Consider the following 17,846-nt stretch of genomic DNA (forward strand, 5'->3'; position numbering starts at 1 on the left):
AGGCCGGCCGGTCATCGGTCGCGTCCTGATCCGGCATCGACAAGATCGCCGCCAAGCACGCGCGGATCGGTCGAGGAAACCGGACCATTGGCCAGCGCGTCGAAGAACCCGTTCTCTTCGCCGGCACCGGTCAGCCATTGCTCGGGCCGGATATCACCGCTCAGCAACCTGACCGCCTGATAGGCCATCTGCGCGATGTTGGGATAAGTCTCGACCCCGGCGGCGATCACCATGCGCTGGGCACTGTTCCTGCGAATGACCATGGTGGTGGGCGTCACTTCGACCCCGAAGCGCTGGCCAAGCTCGGGTTTGCGGTCGAGGTCCATAAGGCTCACCTGCCAACCCATCTCGTCCTGGAAGCGCTGCACGATGGGCCACTGCACCTTGCAGTAACCGCAGGAGGTGCGGGCGAACATCACAAGCGCGAACTCCCCGGCGTGCGCGCGCAGATACTGGCGGCGCACCTGGTCCTTCTGCGCGCCGAGCGCATCGCGGGCCTCGCCGACCAGAGGATTGGCGGCTCTCGCATTGAGCTCGGGATGGGTCAGCATGGCAAGCTGGGTGACGCCGGCGAAGGCGCGGGCCTTGCGCCGCGCAAAATCCTGCAGGCGCCAGAAATCGGCGACGGCGTCGATCGTGAGCACGGTCGCGGCATAATCGCGCTGCTGCTCGATCAGTGTGCGGATCTTCGGCGGCGTCCAGGTCGCCAGTTCGGCCATAGGCGGGATCACCGGCTTCACCAGAGCTTGCGCGTCGGGCTTCTCCTGCTCTGCCTTTGGCGGTGCCTGATACCACCAGTAGCCGCGCGCTTCGCGACCCGCGGCGCCCGTGGATTGCGCGGCCGCCGATCCTGCCAAGAAGAGGGCCGCCCCTCCTATCACAGCGAGCCGCTTCACAGCAGCTTCTCCATCCGGGTGAGGCGAACGATGGCGACCGGGCCATAGTAGCGGCTGTCATATCCGTCGGGATGGCTCGACCCGACGAAGATCATGTCGGCCGGAATATGCGGGCTGGCCGGCTGCCAGTGCCTCAGCGCTTTGCCGCTGCGCGTCGCAGGCTTGCTGACACCCACCAGCCGGCCGTTGCAATAATACCAGCCATTGCGGCGCGGGCCGAGACTTGCGGGCTTCTCAACCATGACGATCCGATCACCGGGCATGCACAGCGCATATTTGGTGACGGCGACAGGCCTGGGTCCGGCGATCGCATCGACGAGCGTGAAGGAGACGAGATCGCCGCGATGCACGGGCCCGGGAGAGCGGTGCACCACCCAGGCGTCGATCGAAGGCGTCATGACCAGGGTGATCTGCGGCATCGTTACCCAAGCGAAAAGGCCGATCGGCAGCACGATTCCATAGGCCTTGAAGAGCTGGGCGGGCCGCGCCGGTTGACCAAGGCCGCTCGCGCCGAGCGCTACGGCCGCCCGCAGCGGCAGCTCCTTGAGGTCACGCCAGGCGCGCTTACCGCCGTGCCAGATGAGCGAGAGCATCCCGGACCTCCTCCCTGCCGCCGAGGCGGCCATATTCCTCGAGAAGCCCGGGCAAGGCGGCATCGCCCTGAACCAGATGCGCCGAGCGAGGACTGGCCTCGTTGCGCTCGCAATAGGGGAGCGTCGGATCGCCGGGGATCATCGCGAGCGCGGGAACCCGGGCGACGCCATGTTGCCGAAAGACCAGCGGATCGACGATCAGCTGCACGTCCCGCATGGCGCAGGCCGGCCCTTCGCAGCCCGGATCGCGGCGCAGGATGGCGGCGGACAGCTTCGCCATCGGCGCCACTTGCCGCATCCCGCCCGGCATCCCGCGAAACGCCATGACCCCTCCGGCACGCTCGAGCTGCCCGGCATAGGTGCGCAGTGTCTCGATCGGCATCGACGTGGACACGAACAGGACCGGTACCCAGTTTTTGCCTGTACCGGGCGATACCACTCCGGCCAGCGCCGCCGCTTCCGGCTGCTCCAGTCCGAGCGCCTGCGCGACCCGGCGACTGGCAGCGTCGCGCTCGGCTGCCAGACGCTCGCGCGCGGCGGCGATATCGGCCTGCGCGCGTTTTTCCATATCCGGGTCGTTCCTGCGGGCCTTGAGCCCCTCGAAAGCCCGGCGCTGCGCCGCGGCGTCGGGCCTGGCGGGCAGAGCGGGCGAGGGGACGGCCGTGGCCTTCGCCTTGCCGGCGGCGCGTTTCACGCGCTCCATCGCCGCCTCGCCCTGTTCCTGAATTCGCTCGCGGGCGTCCTTGCGCTGGGGTTGTTCGGTTGCGGCCGGCGGCTCGTTCGCGCCTGCCGCCCTGGCCACGCAGGCGAGCCCTGCCAGAACCAGGGCGCGCCTAGTTGCTGATCGTCTGCATATAGGCATCGATCTTGTCCTTCATGTCGATCTGGATTTCGGATTGGGCGCGGGCTTCGACGTCCGCATAATATTCGGAGAGGTCCATCCGCGAGAAATCGAGCGCCTGGAATTCCTCGGGCGTGAAGCCCCGGCAATAGGGCTCTTTTGCGGTGCCCCAACCGATGGCGCTGAAGGCCTTCAGCTGCGGACGGCCCTGCTCCTGGATGATCCGGCCAAGCTTGGTGTTGAAGCAGCAATGGCCCCGGGCCTTCTGCACGCAGATGCCGAGGATCTTCGAGGAGCAGTAGCTGCCGATCTCATGGCACATGCCCGAGCCACGCAGCATGCCCACTTCCATATCCTGCTGGTCGCAGCCCTGCAGCAGCACCTCGATCATGAAATTGACCGCGAGGCTGATCGCGATCGAGGTGGGGTCGATCCCGACGATGATCGCATTGGCGCCGGCGCTGGCTGCCTGGCTCGCGGTCGCGCCCGCCTTGAAAGCGGTGTAGGCGGCTTTCATGCCGGTGAAGACGCCTTTGGCGACCGCGATCTTGGTCGAGATGGACGAGATCGAGCCGCCCATACCGTCCTTGACGATCTTGCCCTTGTCCTTGCAGCAATTGGAGAAGGTCGTCTTGAGACCGGCAGGACGGCAACGCGCGGCGCGGCCGGAAAATATCTCGATCGTGCCCAGGCAATTGCCCTCGGCATCGACGGCGCCATCGGCTTCGACACCCGGATCATCGACCGCCGGATCGTCGACGATCGGGTTGGCGCTGGTGTCGATGCAGGCATTGGCCGAGCAGGCCGCTGCGCCGCCACTGGCAGGCACCTCGCAGCCATATTGATCGCCCAGCGGGCAGTGCAGGGCGCCCGAGACGTCGGCCTCGCACATCGTCTGGCCGATCGGGCACATCCAGCCGCCCGACGCTGTCAGATGGCAGCTCGCTGTTTCGCCATCATCGGCTGCATCGCCATTGCCGTTGAGGTCGACCGCGCACAACTGCTGCGCGGACGCGGCCGCCGGAAACAACAGCGCGCTGGTCATTAGCAGCATGGCGGCTGCGAAGAGGAACCGCGCGGCGCTCATCGCACGCTACTCGTGCAGACGAGGTCAGCGCCGCCCAGCCGCACGGTCTGCATCATCACCGCCGCCTCGGGGAAATCGTCGATACAGCCACATCCCTGGACCATCTCCTCGCCTTCACCGGCCGGGCAGACATTGCTGTCCTGGCACGCGTGATAGACATAGTCCCAGCCCGTCGGACTGGTCTGCTTCGCGCCGGTCACGCCATCGGGGGCTGCGGCTGTGTTCACCATTGCCTTGCGGGTCTTGCAGATCGGCTCGCAGGCATTGACGCTGCCGCGGTCGGGCAGGGCAAAATTGCGCGTCGTCAGGTTATAGCTCCCGTCGGCGCTTCTCACCCGGTCGGCGAGCAACGTCTCGGTCGAATGATCGATGATATAGGCGCCGCGCGACAGATCCGGTTGTGCCGCCTGTCCCAGGTCCACCGTGCACCGGTAGCCTCGCTCGCGCAGGAAGAAGTCGCGGGTGATCTGGGAGGAACAGGCGCCCGTTCCGAACAGCCGGGTCTGCGGCAAGGGCGAAAGGCCGGTATTGACGCCGCTGCGGAAGGTGGTGACGCCGTCCACCACTTCGTCCTGCAGCCGGCATTTATCGTTCGAGGCAAAGGCGCCGCAGGTGTCGATGAGTTGCTCGCTCGTCTTGCAGCCGGCGTCCACATTGGCCTCGATCGACGCATAGGCTTCGCCGCCATCGGCGACCGCGACCCGGAGCCAGATGTCATGGTCGCCCTGTGTCATCCGCGATGTGAGATCCAGGCCGGGATAGACGGTGAAGGCGCCCTTCTTCTCGCATTTGCCGGGCGGCAAGCCTGTCCCGGTCCAGCTTTGCGGACCCGAACCGACCAGTTCGCCATCGACCCGGATCTGGGCCCAGTCGTCAGCACCGAAGCGGGTCAGCAGCACCTGCTGAAGCCGATCGACGTCCTTGACGCGCAGCGTCATGTTGAAATCGAAGATCGAGCAGGAACCGCCGGAAAGGCTGTTGTCCGTGGGCGAGCCCATGACGAAGGTGAGATTGTCGGCGCTCGAGGCATAGGTTGCATAGCCGCCCGAGACCCGATCGATGATCTTGTCCGCGGTGATTTCCTCCTGCGTGATCTGACGGGTGATCGTGCAGCTTCGGCTCACTTCGGAGGTGCCGGTGCCGGTCGAGGAGGCCGAGAGCGCCTGGAACACGCTGCTCGCCTGGGCGGCGGCATAGGCGTCGCCGGCAATGGCGTTGGGATTGGCCTTGTAGGCTGTGGCGCCGATCTGGGGCTGCGCCGCGCAGGCGGTTGTCTGCGCGCCGGTGTAGCGGATGACCGGACCGTCGATGGATGCCTGCGCGATGCCGATCCGCGCATCGGCGCTGGTGAGCGCGCCGACGACGCCGCCGCCAAGGTCCTTGAGCACGGAGGCCATGTTGCCCCAGACCAGATTGCTGCCGCAGCTGTTGTTGACGCAGTAACAGCCGGCGAGATCGGTCAGCTCGACTTCGCTGAGTTTGAGCGATCCGGTGGCAGACGTATCCCAACGGAAGAAGCGGCAGGCGTCCCAGCTGCCGGGTGTACAGGAGATGATCCCGTTGGCGCAGATGCCCGAGGCAGGAACGGGCATGGTCAGCGCTTCGTCGAAACTGCCATCGAGATCCTTGTCGCGCGAGATGCTGAGCGTGCCGATGTCGCCGGTCGCATTGGGCTGGGCGAGCAGTTCCAGCATTGTCGCGGTCTTCTCGCAGGCCAGGTTGGGCGTGAACGTCTTAGAGGAATCGATCGTGCTGATCGTCTGCCCGGCAAGACCCGGGCTCACGTAATTCTTAAGAATGGCATCGCTGTCCGCGCTTTTTGCGCGCGCGGCGACCGCGGCGCCACGAGCCCGGTCTTCCGCTGTCTGCGCATGTGCAGGAGCGGGCAGGCACAGCGCCGCGACAAGAGCGAGGGCAGGACGCCTCATGGCCGGATCTCGCTCGGTATGATCAGCCGGGAACCGCGGCGCAGCCGGAACAGAAGCACCCCGCCAGCGGGCGCGGTAAATTCCGCGCGGAACACGGCCTGTCCTTCAAAAACGGTCAGCGTGGCCACGACGACAGACGGCGAGGAGGGGCGCACCGCCTGTCCATCGTCTGTATTCACGGCCACGCCGACCGCCCGACCAGCGCCGCAGGGGGGATGCGACGCCGGTCTAACCGCATGGGGAACACCCGGCGCAATGGAATGACGGGCAAGCCATCGGCTGTTCCCGGGCGATTCCACGCGGTCAGGGAATGACGGACCGGTCATGGCGTCGAGACCCCGGCGCAGCAGATCGTCTTCTCGAACAGCATGAACTGGGCATTGTCCTTGCCGGGCGCATGCTTTGCGCTGGTCCAGAGCGCGCCGGGACGACCGACATTGACGCAACTGCCGCCCTTGACCGGTTCCATCAACTGGAACTTGTAGCGGCTCTTGGTCCAGACGGGCTGGGGAATGAAGGAGCAGCCGTCCGCCGAACTGACCGTGAGCGCACCGAGCCGGCCCATCATGAACACGCCGCGCGCAGCAAGGCCGGCCCAGGCCTCGACACTGTCCCCGAAATGGATATCGCCCGCGATCGGATAGGTCGCGCCCCAGCTGCCCATGCACCAGAACAGCGGATCGACGACCTTGCCCGCGGCCGCCGCGGCGCTGTCGGCCATGCAGGCGAGGCCTGTCGCCGGATTGCCGAACAGGATCGCCTCGGGCTGGATGATTGCGCCCAGTGTCGCCGACTGCCAGGTCGGCAGGACCTCGGTGATGAGCGCCACATCGAAGCCATTGTCCTCGATGCAGGGCAGGTCGGTGAACATGTCGAGCATCTTCCAGACCGGCGCGATATAATAGTGCATCTGCGCGAACATCTTGCGGGTGTTGGTGCCGTCGGCGAGGCTGCTCTGGCTTCCCTGCAGCTTGCCGCCGGTCGGCATGATATCTGCGCCAAGCGCCATCATGCAGCCCGGCTCGGTCACGACGTCGACCATCCGGTTGGGCGACCAGAAGCTGACCTTGACGCCAAACCAGAAGGTGACGCCCTTGCGACAGGCGCATAGAGGCTTGGATGCTGACTGCGCGTCGAGCGCCTTGCCGAGCGGATCGCTGGGACCGACCTTCACGCCGCCGATGGTGATCGGGAAGATGCAGTTCCAGCGTACCTTGGTGATCGGGTTGAACACCGTGCCCGCCTCGCATTTGGAGGCATGGGCAGGCGAACTCGATAGCGTCGCCAGAACAAAGCCTACACCTATTGCGATGAGATGGCGTCGCGACAGGAGAGGGAGCCTCTTTACGCCCCGGCGCGTCACCAACCGCTCGAATGGCATGATTGAAATGTGCGCCAGATTGACGTACATTCTGCCGGCAAAGCACCGAAGGCGAGAGTGATGAACAAGTTCGTGGATATTGCTTCGAAGGTCGACGAGCGCGCTACCGAGCGTATGAGCTTCCGGACGAAGCCGCGTATCAAGGAGGTCATCCAGTACGCGGCGGCGGTTTCCGGCGTCGACGATTCCACGTTCGCCATGAATGCGGCCTACAAGGCCGCGCTCGAGGTTATCGAAGCGCAGGAGCGGACCGGTCTTCGCGGAGAAGATGCGGCCGCCCTGCTCGACGCCCTCGAGAATCCCCCTCAGCCGACCGAGGCAATGCGTGCTGCATTTGCCCAGTATCGCGATCGCTACCTGTCCAACTGAACGACGCGTCGCTTCATGTACCGTCCCATTACCGAACCGCTCGATGTCACGCGGCATGATCGCTCGACATTTGAAAGCGGTGTGCCGCAAGTCGATAATTTCTTTCGCCAGACCGCTGCCAAGCTGACCCGCGCGGCAAATCTGCGAACCTTCGTTCTGGACGGTGGGCAAGGTAGGGTACTGGGCTTCTATGCGCAGAACGCTTCGGCCATCGAGTACCAGGAGCTGCCGGCGCGTTACGCGAAGACACGACCCGGCCATGGAGAAATACCGGCCGTCTTCATCTCGATGATCGGCGTGGATCGGCGCGTGCAGGGTAAGGGCCTTGGCCGGGACCTGCTCGTCGACAGCCTCTGGCGCATCGTCGAGGCCGAACGCTCGGTGGGCATAGCTCTGGTCCTGATCGACGTTCTCGATTGTGGAGATCCCGTGCAGGTCAACCGTCGAAAGAACTTCTACCTGGCCCATGGATTTGCGGAGCTTCCGGGGCAGCCGCTTCGTCTGTTCCTGCCGATCGCGACGCTGCGCGAACTGATCGGCCATTAACTTGCCGCCGATCCCCTGGGCGATCAGAATTATCATCGCGCCGCCTTTCGCGAGGCCTTCGCCACGTCCACTTCAGTAAGAACCAGCTTCTGCCCCGCCTGGCTGACGATCACCGGCGCGACCGTCAGCCCAAGCCGCGCCTTGACGCGCTCCTCGAGCAGGAACAGCGCCCGCCCATGACGTTCGCCAAGGGTGATTGCGTCGGCGTCACGCGGACCACCGGCAGCGAGCAGGATAAAGTCGGCCGGCCTCGCGGTCCGCAGCGCCCAGTCGAGCTCGGCGGGATGCACGACTATGAGCCGCTGCGGCAGCGACACATAGCTGAGCGGATTGAAGCTGTAGCCTTTGGCGTAAAGCAGCCTGCCGTCCTGCAGCCGTATATCCTGGTCGAGCGTATAGAAGGGAACCACCGTGCGATTCCGGTCGGCGCGCGCGATCCCAAGCGTCGCCGCCTTCATCGCAGACCAGCGTTCACGCGGCCCGAAGGCGGCTTTCATGTCGGGAACCTGCGCTGCCCGACCTTCGATCTCGCTCAGCGCATCGGGCTCGGCGATCGGCCAGGTACGGCCTATCGTGCTCGTCTCCGCATGGAGCGATGACGCCATGAGCATTCCGGCCGTCATCGTCAGCGCCGTGAAAACGCGAAGGAATGCGGGAGGCGGGGAAGGCCTGCACGTTGATCTAGCGGCCATGGCGCCGCCTCCAATATGGCTGGGAGCTCTCGCGATCCTCGCCAAGCGCGGCGCTGATCAGGACGGCGGTGGCGATGACTGCGGTAATCGCGACGAGAAGGCGGAACAGTCCGGGCACCGCCGGCAGTCGCCAGGCGATAAAGGACTGAACCAGCAGCAGCCCCTGGCTTCCGACGATCAGGCGGATCGGCCCTGGTGCCGGCGTCGAGGAGAAGATGCCGTTCATGGCCGCCTCCAGCGCCTGGCGACGCTGCGAACATGCCGGGCCAACGCATCCCAGGGAACAAGGATGAGGCCTGTCGAGCCCGCGCCCATGCCGGCACAGATGCCGACAACGATCGCGCCCTGCAGCGGCGCCCGCAGGCTCGACGCGGCCATGAACGCGAAGAGCGCCGCGACTACCATGCTGGTGGTGACCAGGATCGTGTAGCTGACCCTTGCGAACCGCCGTTCCGCTTCGATCACGGTGACAATCGCATGCGCCACCTCAGCGATGCCGAGCGCCTGGTTGTTCAGGCCGCGCGCATAGGCGAGGAGCGCGTCAATCTCGGTGCTCGCTTCGAAGACAGCTTCGAAGCCGTCATCATGGTCCGGGTTCATTGCGCCCTCCACTGCGACAAGCGCGAGAAGAGCATCCCGCATGCGCCCGACAGGCCGATCAGCAGCATGCCGCTTGCAAAGCAGGCAGCCGCCACGATGAGCCCTGTGCGCACCGTCTGTAGCGGGGGCTGGTCCAGCGCGAGACCTGCCGCGATCACGAGACCGCCCATCATGCAGGTTTCGATTGCCACCAGGCGCAGCCGCCACTGGAACGCCGCTGCCTCGGCGCGCTTTGCGACGCGGGCCTCGATGATCGCCTCGATGGCGGGGTCATTTTCCCAGTCTATCGCCAGCTGGTCGGGATGAGGTTCGGACTTGGGCATCATGCCGCCCTCCCGGCCTGATAGGCACGGCCGCCCAGCACCTCGACCGGATCGACGCCGGCCAGTTCGCAAACGGCTTCCAATGGATTGCGGCCCGCCCGCACGAGCGCCTCGAAGGCGGCGACCTCATTGGGCGCTGAGGTATTGATCCAGTAGCTGAACGGGTCGACCACCAGGCGGGCAATGCCGAGCCCCAGGGGGCTATCGATGAACACCTCGGAATAATTGGGCTTGGCGTTCCGGACCGATTTCAACAGGTCGAGCACGAAGCCCGAATAATCGAGGATCTTGTTGTCGACCGCCTTGTCGTAGGTGGAACCCTGCAGCAGGAACCGGGTCGCGGCATTTTCGAGGATCACCTGTCCGGTGCCGCCGAAGAGCAGCAGGTCGTTCATGCTCTGAAGGACAATGCCGAAGCTGCCCTGATATTTGCGCGCGCGGCGATAGCCCTGGCCGAACGCCTCGGCGAGACGCGAGAGATCCTGCCCGTCGCTCCGCGTCATGAACTGCGCGGCTTCGTCACAAAGGACGAAGCGGGGCTTGTCACGCGCCGAGAGGTAGAGTTCCTGGGTGACGGCGTTCACCACCACCATCACGATCACGTTGAAGAGGTCGGGGAGCGCCTTCAGTCGTTCGAGTTCGAGCACCACGAATTCGTCGCGGGAGATGTCGAAGGTCGAGGGGCCATTGAAGAAATGTCCGTAAGCGCCTTGCGACCCGAAATCGCGCAGGTTGAACGCCAGTTCGCGTGCGACCGGCACGAGATGATCGACGCGGTCGAGATCGGAGACCGCATTGTCGGGATAGCGGCCGAGCCAGTCGCGCACGGCATCGATGCCGTCCTCGCCGCGCCCGCTATCGACGGTCCACTGCACGGCGGACTTCAGCAGGTTCCATTCCGACGTGCTGACCGGCTTGCGGGTGGAGGCATTGGCCATCTCGGCAACGATGGCGACGGCCATGGCGATCGCCGACTGCTTGTCCTCGCCGTCGAGCGCGAGCCCCATGTCGAAGGGATTGAGGACGAGACGTTCCTCGCCGATGTCGATATAGCGACCGGAACACAGCGTGCAGAGCTTGCGGTAGCTGCCGCCGATATCGATGATGCGGATGAGCGCGCCTTGCGCATAATATTGCTGGCAAAGATTATTGAGCAGGAAACTCTTGCCCGCGCCGCTCTCCGCCGAGACAATGAAATTGTAATTGTTGATCCGGGGGTCGAAGAGATCGAGGGTGATCAGTTGGCCCTTGCGCCCGACATAGAGCAGGGCCGGGCGGCCGCCGCCGCGAAAATCGGTCTGCACTGGCGCCATCAGCGTTGCGGCTTTCACCGGCATGCGGAAATCGCGTTCGAGCAGCTTCAAGGTGCGCTTTTCGGGATAAAGACCGAAGGGCAGGCTGGCGGCGAGCAGCACCGGCAGCAGGTAGCTCTCCTCCTGCACCATGAAGGGCAGGGGCTCGGATTCCCACAGCCGCTTGGCCCGCGCGGCCATTTCGCGCGCTTGCGCGCTATCGCGGCCGAACACCCACATCGTCGGGATCACCGAGACGAACCGGCTGTTCGACGCCTCGTCGAGGATCCATCCGATCTCCTCGATCTGCTTGCCGACCTCGACCGCGAAGCTGCCCGCCGCCTTCTGAGCCGAGAGGATCTGGGCGCGCTTGTGGATCTCGAACTGCGAATGATCGAAGAGGACCGAGAGGCAGTAGAGGAACGGCCCGCCGATCTGGTCGCTGTCCTCGGCGCTCCCGCGCATGCCCCCAAGCAGCCGGTTCGCCCGCTCGGCGGTGATGCGCCGCGCAGGGGCCTTGGGCGTCAGGCAGCGCGCGACCTGGTTGCCGAGATAGACCTCGGATCCCTCGAAACAAAGATCAGGGCCTGCCTCGATGATCTGCCGCGCGATCGACGGCGCCGGCATTCCGCCCACGCTTTCGCTCAGGAACACGCCCGGGGCTGGGGCGAAGACACCGTTGAAGATCCGACGGTAGAAGCTCACCAGTTCATCGGGCGGCAGGCGCCGGATGCCCATCTTCGCCAGCTGCTCCTCGACCTGGCGGCGCAGGTCGGCGCCGAGCTTCACCCGCGTCTTGATGACAAGGAACAACCGAAAATCGCGCACCGGGATGGCGTGCAGCGCGTCCAGTCCCCTCGTACCGTTGCGCAGATAGTCCGCCGTTCGCCGCGCCGATGCCTGGACCAACGGATCGGGACGCACCTTGAGATCGAGATAGGCGTCGAGCGCTGGGTCGATCAGCGGATCGGCAAAGGTGATGAGCTGGAGAACCGTGCCTTCGGGAAAATGGATGTTTAAAAGACCGAGCAAAGCCTGCTGGACATGGGCGAACATATAGGCCGAAGGGACAAGCTCCCAGGCCTGGCCCCAGCCGTCGTCGATGCACAGGAAGGCGTCTTCCTCCTCGACCCAGGCGACCATCGGCAGGAAGTCCGAATAGGCATCGCGGGTCACGGCGGCGCGCAGGCGCTGATAGCTGAGGCCACGAGCCGACTGCCGGGTCATGGCCGGTTCTCCGGATCGAGGCTGAGCGGCATTTCCGGGGCCGGAACCTCGACGATTCCTCCGGCGGGTTCACGCGCCGTCCGCAGCACCGGCGGAGCCGGCGTCCGGCCGCTCGGCTCCACCAGATAGTCGCCGACTACCCATGCCGGCCGATCGATGATCGAATAGACATAGCGCGCCATGTAGAGCCGGTCGGGGCGCTGCTTGTCCGCATAGGGCAGGATCAATGTGCGGATCGTGCGCGAAGGGCGCAGCATGGGCGAGCCGGGATCCTCGATCAGTGCGCCGACATTGCCTTGTCCGCTCTGCGGGGCGGCAACATCTGCCGTCGCGGATCTACTGGCGCCGCTGATGCGCGCGGGCGCCTTACCCTTCCTCTGCTCAGCGAGCATCCCGCGATCATTGGTTACGGCAGGATCGGATTTGGATGTGCGGCCGGCAACGGCGTCAGCATAGGCCTGGTCGGGATGAATGCACTGGCCATGGTCGCTGTTCTTGCAGGAGAATTTCTTGCTATAGGGCGACATCACCGATCCAACGGTGGCGCAGCCAGAAAGCCCGAGCAGCGGCAAGGCGAACAGTGGCAGAGCGCGCAGTGCGCTGCGGCAAGTACCGAAATGGGTGTGTAGCTGGTGTGGCATGGTGCCTCCTGTGGTGGCGCGCATCAGAACTTCACTCCCGCGCCGGGTTTGATCTCGAGGGTTGCGCCTTCCTGGATCACCACGACCACGTCCTTGGCCGCGCCCACCTCGACGATGGGACCGGCCTGCCGGGCGAGATCGAGATAGAAATCGGTGAGCTTGTCCGAGGATTTGGAGAGGCCGCCGGCAATGCCGGTCTTCGCCGCGTCGCCGGCATCGAGCGTCCGCACCGTGCCCAGCGCCGAGGTCGAGGTGTTGCCGAAGGTGCTTTCGACCGATTGCGATATGCCGCTGATGGTCCCGGCAATGAAAGCGCGCGCCAGCGTGGCGCCGGCCCGCGTCACCACCTTGCCCGACAATCCCTTCTTGCCGTCAGTGTCGACGAAGAAGCCCTTGACCGGCTGATCGACCACGGAATGCTCGTCGAAATCGACGCAGGAAAGGGACACGAGCTGGACCTCGACCCGCTCCTTGGCGAGACTGCCGGTGGCGTTGCCGACGACGAAGCAACCGGCCAGGTTCGCCTTCACCTCATTGGGCAGGACCGCAGGCGCCTGCACCCGGGCGATGATCGGCTCGGGGTTACTGGTTGCGTCCCGGCTCGCCAGCGCGTCGATCCCCGTCAGGAGCCGCGCCTTCATGAAACCAGGCGGTAAATAGATCGTCCGATTCTTTTTTTTGGACGAGGCTGGACCATCGACCGCGCCCTGAGGCCCACTTGTGCCCACGATCTGGCTTGTCGCCGACCCGATCGCGCCGATCGTCTTCTCGACAGGCGGTGCGGGAGGTGCGGGCGGGGCGCTCGGCGCCGACGGTGGCGCCGGGAGCTTGTCCGCATCCGCGCCGATGTCGGCAACATCGGGCGGATAGGGCAGCGCGGGCGCGTCACCGGGCAATGCCGGCGGCAGATCGCCATCGACGCCTCCAGATGACTTGCTGCCCGGTGTTCCCGGGCCACGCGACCCGGGAACGACCTTGCCTTCCTCGATCGCGCTGACGCGATCGCCGAGCAGTTGCTGGCCATCGAGGACCTTCTTCAGATCGCCGCGCAGCTTCACCTCGAGGCTGTCACCACGTAGCCCCGCACCCATGTTGAGCGAGGATGCCGGATTGGCTTGCTTGACCTCTTCCTTGCTGCCCGAGGCCACATAGAGGCCGATGCCCAGCGCGCCGACCGCTACGCCGACGGCGAGCTGGCGTGCACGCAGCTTCTGCTTCGCGGACAGTCTGGCCCACAGCCCCTGCCAGTCTAACTGCGCTACAGAGTGCCGGTGTACGGCCTCGCCATCCGCCCGGGCGCTCTGCCCGGCGAGATGCGCCTGATAAGGCGACAGCGGCTCGGGGGTCTCGACAGGCCCATTGTCCTGCGCGCCGCTCATTGCCCGGTCCCCCGCCGCACGACAACCAGCCGGGCGCTTTCCCCGGCGCTGAGCCGCACCCGGTCAAGGGTTACGGCGAAAATTCGGGACCCGAGCGCCGGGTCGATCAATGACCGTTCGTCGAGCGTTACGGCTGCTGCGGCGCGGACGCGGTACTCCGAAGCCGAGAGCGCAGCGCCCTCTATGACCACGCGGCGGTTTTCCGTGATCGAAACACCGGGCATCGTCGGCATCGGAAACGTTCCGCCGGCGGGCGCGACCTCGCTGAACGAGGCGGGGATGCGATCGTCCAGCAGCGCCATGGTGATCGAGACCGCGCGGTCTTCGTCGGCGAGCGCGGCCATGAGCTCATTGTTGGCCTGAGCTCGTTGCCGGGCGCCCGGCATCAGCACCACTGTCTGTGCGGGGATCTCCGCCGGTTCCGCATAGAGCGGATAAGTGGCGCCGTTGCAGCTCACGAAGAATTCGGAAGGCTGGGTCACATAGCTGCGCGTGATCTGGCCCGCATCGTCGATCTCGTGGGCAAGGAACTTGATCCAGGCGTCCGCGCCGCCTTTCTCGACGGCGAGGCCCTTTTCAGCGGAGAATTTGATATCCTCGATCTCGCCGCCCTCGCACACGACATGGTTGATGTCGCGATTGGACAGGCGGATCCGGCTCGTCTGGTCGGGCAGCGCTTGCACCGTCTGCGCCGCGGCCGGCATAGCCAGCAGCAAGGCGAAACCCGATATCGCGGTGCACGCGACGGCGCGGGGGGAAGGACAGTTTGCCCGGATTGCCAGGCATGCAGGCATGGATTCCTGCCTCGAAATCGTATCAGCGTGTTTCGGCATCGAACTGCTCCTCGGAAAGACGGGTCAGCCAGAACCGGCCATTCTCGATGGCGTAACCGATGCGCAAAATGCCGCGGAACTTGCGGATGACGCCGCCGATCACGCGCACCTTCTCGACCGGCACGACGATCTCATGGGCTGTCCAGCGGACCGGCTGATCGTTGCGGATGTAGGTGGCGATCGACAGGGTCGGATTGTTCGCCAGTTCGTCGAGTATCGTGTTCAGGCTGTCGCGCATCGCGCCATAGGCGGAGGGGTGGACGAGACCGAGCAGTTCCTGGAACTGGCGGTCCGCCGAATAGGCTGACCACGTCCCCGAGAGCGCGACGATGTTACGCGTCATCGCGACGATATAGGCCTCGGACGGCTTGTTCCCCGAGACATGCAGATCGCCGGTCGCGCCGAACGGCACGATGATGGTTCGGGCATTCTGGTTGGTCGTGTAGATCACTGCGCCCAGGACTGCCGTCACACCGAACATGCCCGCGATGGCGACCTTGAGCAGCCGGTTCTCCTCGAACAGGTTTGCCGAGCCCTGCAGGTAGCGATGGATGCCGAAGCTTGCCGGTTTGCCCAGCAGTACGTCCTCGCCCGGTGGCTTGCGCGTGAAGATGCCCATGACGCCTACTCGAAGAAGCGGGTCTGTGTCGGACCCGGATAATGGGGGAAGGAAACCAGACCCCAGCGCCATGCGAGATGGGCGAGATAGCCTCTGGGCTTGGTCCGCTTCCACGGGATGAAAAGGAGAAGGGCGGCGATGAGCGCCCAGCCGACAAGTCCGCCCACGATCGCGGCCACGAACACGCTCGAGGTCGCGAGAAGGAACTCGTCCGATCCGAACCACAGGATCTGGACCGGCCGATGCAGATATTGCGGAAGGCGTTCGTCCACTTGCCCTTCTCCTCCTGCTTCATGACACCTGGAAAGGTGCCGGTTTCCGGGAGCCGACCATTCGGCTCCCAGCACTTTGCCGGTGCGAGTGCGTCTGGCCGGTCAGCCGGCGCGCAGCCGCACGCGGCGTCTCACACGACCATCCCGAAGGTCTGGAGAATGGAGTCCGCCTTGATCAGGCAGACCGCCGCCACGATCGTCGGGATGCCGATCATGATGTTCGAGAAGAGGCGCGACACGCCGAACAGGAAGGCGGCGACGCCGCCCACGAAGCCCAGCGGTCCCTTCACGCCCTGGTTCACGACGATATCGTAGATATCGTAGCCGAGGTCGCCCTGGGCGGGCGCCGAGAAGGCATGGGCAGGGCCGCCCACCAGGGCCATCACGCCCAAAGGGAGACCGAGATTGGCCACCGCCAGGGCCTTGTTACTCAATGTACGCATCATGGCATTGCTCCGAAAATGGAACCGTCCAACCCAAGCCTGCCGGCATCGAAAATTCGCTGTCGGCCGGGGCGTCGGTGGACGGCTCCCTGAGCCCGCCGCCGCCGGCATCCTGGTTCATCCGCCCGCCTGCGATCAGGCGGAGCCGGATGCCCTCCGAATTGAAATCACTCTGCCCCCTTGAGGGCGAGCACCTGTTTCAGCGCTGCGCTTCGGACGCGGCCTTCGTGAGCGCCGGCTTCGCATGCCGGTCGAGGAACGCTTCAAGCTCCGCCTGCTGAAAGCCAGAGATGAGCTTGCCGTCGGCGATCAGGGTCGGCGTGCCCGACACCCCGACCTTCGCGACCAGTTCCGCGTCGTCCGCGACCTTGTCCCGCCCCGCAGCGCATTGGCGCAGCAGCGGCGGGGTCTGGCCCGAATAGGCTGCCTGGAACGCTGCCTCGCGATCGGGCGAGCACAGGATATGCTCCGCCTTGGCCGCCGCCGTCGGGTGGATGCCGCTTACGAAGAAGATGAGGCGCCTGACCGGCTTGCCTTCCGCCGCCTTCGCCTTCCAGAAGCGATCGAGCGCCTGGCAATAAGGGCAGTCCGGGTCGGTGAACTCGATGACGGTCGGCGCGTCTGCGGGACCGATCGCCAGCGCCTTGGTGGGATCGATGGCCTTGAGGCGCCGGGCCGCGCCCTGTTCCTGGGCCAATGCGGTCAGATTGACGCCATTGCGATCGTAGACCGTGGCGAACAGCAGATGTTCGCTCTGCGGGGCAAAATAGATGATCTTGCCGCCCGCTGTTGCCTGATAGATCGGACCTTCGACCGGCACGGGGCCGAAATCCTCGAAGCGCAGGTTGGTGAAGGTCTGCTGAAGTAACCGTTCAGCGTCCTCCGCGGCCATGGTAAGCGCTCTATCCGCTGTATTGTCCGGATTCTCTTTCGCGAACCCGGTGCCAGGCAGCAGGAAGGCGAGCAATGCCGCCTGGCAAATACCGTTTCCCCATTTGGCCACCCGTCCGGTCGACTTGCCACAACCCGGGTTGGATGGCCAGGAAAACGGGCGCTCAGCCACAACTGGAGGGATCGCCAATGGCGGTTGTCTGTGCGAAACTGACATAAGCCTCCTTCATCCGGTGCACAGCATCCTGTGCGCCGGTTTTGTCATGCGGTTCGGGCTGGGAGCATCGTTTGAGGGCTGTGCTCGCCGTCACCGTGTTGTTCGGATGGATGAAGGATGAAGCGTCAAACCAGGCCACACAATGGGCAGGGTACTGAGATGCCGATTCGGCACCTCAATACCGATTTCGGCACTTCAATGCCGATTTTTCCGCTTTTTCGCGGTCATTGGCCCGTCTCTGTTCATGAGCGCGCTGCCGCGACTACCATGACCAGCCCGCGAATCATGCAGGGAGAACGTGCATGAGGACCTCAAGAACTTACAAGCTTCAGCTATCGGACGAGGGTGTCGATCAATTTCTTGCCTGCCATTGCCGGCTCGCGCGCATGACTCGCGAATTTATCCCTTACGGAACGACGCTCCATGTCGCCATCAGCATTCTCGATCGTTGTGCCCCTTCCGAGATCGCCGCGGAACTCGAATCACCCTTATGTGGATTGCTGGGCGGTCCGTCCTATCGCTTTGTCGGTACTTCATCCCGACTAGCCGACATCGTGGACCGGGTCGGGAGACGCCTCATTGAAAGTGGGGAATGCGGAGCTGGCGTGGCGACATGGCGCCTCTATAATGTCGCTCTCATCATGTTTCTGACGTCTGAGGATCGGGAATTGAAGACAGCTTATAAGATGGCCACGGCATTGGCCAGATAACGGAATATTAAAGGCACCTGTTTCACCTGATGTTTAAGCGCCAGATCAACGCTTTCAATTTGAAAG

General features: G+C 64.7%; 22 protein-coding genes. 3 read left to right on the plus strand and 19 right to left on the minus strand.

Features of this window, described 5'->3' with window-relative positions; genetic code table 11:
* Positions 1-11: 11 nt before the first annotated feature.
* The 7 genes from A7Q26_RS02850 to A7Q26_RS02880 form a co-directional block, all read right to left on the minus strand.
* Positions 12-896, minus strand: a complete 885-nt coding sequence (locus tag A7Q26_RS02850) for a conjugal transfer protein TraF (RefSeq protein WP_066856358.1) — start codon at positions 894-896, stop codon at positions 12-14.
* Positions 893-1,489, minus strand: a complete 597-nt coding sequence (locus tag A7Q26_RS02855) for a S26 family signal peptidase (RefSeq protein WP_066856361.1) — start codon at positions 1,487-1,489, stop codon at positions 893-895. The genes A7Q26_RS02850 and A7Q26_RS02855 overlap by 4 nt, the downstream gene beginning before the upstream one ends.
* On the minus strand, positions 1,461-2,291 hold the full coding sequence (locus A7Q26_RS02860; RefSeq protein WP_232313651.1) for a type-F conjugative transfer system pilin assembly protein TrbC: 831 nt from the start codon (positions 2,289-2,291) through the stop codon (positions 1,461-1,463). The genes A7Q26_RS02855 and A7Q26_RS02860 overlap by 29 nt, the downstream gene beginning before the upstream one ends.
* Before the next feature lie 31 nt (positions 2,292-2,322).
* The gene (traN, locus tag A7Q26_RS02865) at positions 2,323-3,417 is read right to left on the minus strand and encodes a conjugal transfer protein TraN (protein WP_066856364.1); all 1,095 of its coding nucleotides are present in this window, start codon (positions 3,415-3,417) and stop codon (positions 2,323-2,325) included.
* The gene (locus tag A7Q26_RS02870) at positions 3,414-5,345 is read right to left on the minus strand and encodes a hypothetical protein (RefSeq protein WP_066856367.1); all 1,932 of its coding nucleotides are present in this window, start codon (positions 5,343-5,345) and stop codon (positions 3,414-3,416) included. Before A7Q26_RS02870 ends, traN begins: the two co-directional genes overlap by 4 nt.
* A complete protein-coding gene (locus tag A7Q26_RS25795) occupies positions 5,342-5,530 on the minus strand; it encodes a hypothetical protein (RefSeq protein WP_232313652.1) in 189 nt (62 codons plus the stop codon). The genes A7Q26_RS02870 and A7Q26_RS25795 overlap by 4 nt, the downstream gene beginning before the upstream one ends.
* 137 nt (positions 5,531-5,667) lie before the next feature.
* Positions 5,668-6,726 carry a TraU family protein gene (locus A7Q26_RS02880; RefSeq protein ID WP_066856701.1) on the minus strand — a complete coding sequence of 353 codons (1,059 nt, stop codon included), beginning with the start codon at positions 6,724-6,726 and terminating at the stop codon, positions 5,668-5,670.
* 60 nt (positions 6,727-6,786) lie between these two features.
* Here A7Q26_RS02880 and A7Q26_RS02885 point away from each other — a divergent pair, with 60 nt between their 5' ends.
* The gene (locus A7Q26_RS02885) at positions 6,787-7,095 is read left to right on the plus strand and encodes a type II toxin-antitoxin system TacA family antitoxin (protein WP_066856373.1); all 309 of its coding nucleotides are present in this window, start codon (positions 6,787-6,789) and stop codon (positions 7,093-7,095) included.
* A 15-nt stretch (positions 7,096-7,110) separates the two neighbouring features.
* On the plus strand, positions 7,111-7,641 hold the full coding sequence (locus tag A7Q26_RS02890; protein WP_066856375.1) for a GNAT family N-acetyltransferase: 531 nt from the start codon (positions 7,111-7,113) through the stop codon (positions 7,639-7,641).
* 32 nt (positions 7,642-7,673) lie between these two features.
* On the opposite strand, the gene A7Q26_RS02895 is transcribed toward A7Q26_RS02890, so the two are convergent.
* From A7Q26_RS02895 to A7Q26_RS02950, 12 genes are all read right to left on the minus strand, one after another.
* A complete protein-coding gene (locus A7Q26_RS02895) occupies positions 7,674-8,264 on the minus strand; it encodes a conjugal transfer protein TraW (protein ID WP_066856378.1) in 591 nt (196 codons plus the stop codon).
* A 58-nt stretch (positions 8,265-8,322) separates the two neighbouring features.
* Complete coding sequence (locus tag A7Q26_RS02900; RefSeq protein WP_066856381.1) at positions 8,323-8,559, minus strand: hypothetical protein; 237 nt, start codon at positions 8,557-8,559, stop codon at positions 8,323-8,325.
* The gene (locus A7Q26_RS02905) at positions 8,556-8,933 is read right to left on the minus strand and encodes a hypothetical protein (RefSeq protein ID WP_066856383.1); all 378 of its coding nucleotides are present in this window, start codon (positions 8,931-8,933) and stop codon (positions 8,556-8,558) included. The genes A7Q26_RS02900 and A7Q26_RS02905 overlap by 4 nt, the downstream gene beginning before the upstream one ends.
* Entirely contained in the window at positions 8,930-9,259 is a 330-nt protein-coding gene (locus A7Q26_RS02910; protein ID WP_066856386.1) for a hypothetical protein, read from the minus strand. The genes A7Q26_RS02905 and A7Q26_RS02910 overlap by 4 nt, the downstream gene beginning before the upstream one ends.
* On the minus strand, positions 9,256-11,775 hold the full coding sequence (locus A7Q26_RS02915) for a TraC family protein (RefSeq protein WP_066856388.1): 2,520 nt from the start codon (positions 11,773-11,775) through the stop codon (positions 9,256-9,258). Before A7Q26_RS02915 ends, A7Q26_RS02910 begins: the two co-directional genes overlap by 4 nt.
* On the minus strand, positions 11,772-12,416 hold the full coding sequence (locus A7Q26_RS02920) for a TraV family lipoprotein (protein WP_066856709.1): 645 nt from the start codon (positions 12,414-12,416) through the stop codon (positions 11,772-11,774). The genes A7Q26_RS02915 and A7Q26_RS02920 overlap by 4 nt, the downstream gene beginning before the upstream one ends.
* A gap of 23 nt (positions 12,417-12,439) precedes the next feature.
* Entirely contained in the window at positions 12,440-13,795 is a 1,356-nt protein-coding gene (locus A7Q26_RS02925) for a TraB/VirB10 family protein (RefSeq protein ID WP_066856391.1), read from the minus strand.
* Positions 13,792-14,499 (minus strand): type-F conjugative transfer system secretin TraK, encoded by a 708-nt coding sequence (locus tag A7Q26_RS02930; RefSeq protein WP_066856394.1) that lies wholly within the window; start codon positions 14,497-14,499, stop codon positions 13,792-13,794. The genes A7Q26_RS02925 and A7Q26_RS02930 overlap by 4 nt, the downstream gene beginning before the upstream one ends.
* A gap of 112 nt (positions 14,500-14,611) precedes the next feature.
* On the minus strand, positions 14,612-15,247 hold the full coding sequence (locus A7Q26_RS02935; RefSeq protein ID WP_066856397.1) for a TraE/TraK family type IV conjugative transfer system protein: 636 nt from the start codon (positions 15,245-15,247) through the stop codon (positions 14,612-14,614).
* A gap of 5 nt (positions 15,248-15,252) precedes the next feature.
* Positions 15,253-15,519: a type IV conjugative transfer system protein TraL gene (locus A7Q26_RS02940; protein WP_014076300.1), complete on the minus strand. Its 267-nt coding sequence runs from the start codon at positions 15,517-15,519 to the stop codon at positions 15,253-15,255.
* Between the two features lie 131 nt (positions 15,520-15,650).
* Positions 15,651-15,965: a hypothetical protein gene (locus tag A7Q26_RS02945; RefSeq protein WP_037511001.1), complete on the minus strand. Its 315-nt coding sequence runs from the start codon at positions 15,963-15,965 to the stop codon at positions 15,651-15,653.
* A 196-nt stretch (positions 15,966-16,161) separates the two neighbouring features.
* Positions 16,162-16,854 carry a DsbC family protein gene (locus A7Q26_RS02950; protein WP_157102431.1) on the minus strand — a complete coding sequence of 231 codons (693 nt, stop codon included), beginning with the start codon at positions 16,852-16,854 and terminating at the stop codon, positions 16,162-16,164.
* A 518-nt stretch (positions 16,855-17,372) separates the two neighbouring features.
* On the opposite strand from A7Q26_RS02950, the gene A7Q26_RS02955 reads away from it, so the two are divergent.
* On the plus strand, positions 17,373-17,780 hold the full coding sequence (locus A7Q26_RS02955) for a hypothetical protein (protein WP_066856400.1): 408 nt from the start codon (positions 17,373-17,375) through the stop codon (positions 17,778-17,780).
* Positions 17,781-17,846 lie beyond the last annotated feature (66 nt).

Origin of the sequence: Sphingobium sp. TCM1, from assembly GCF_001650725.1 — a bacterium.
In the GTDB taxonomy this organism is placed as follows: domain Bacteria; phylum Pseudomonadota; class Alphaproteobacteria; order Sphingomonadales; family Sphingomonadaceae; genus Sphingobium.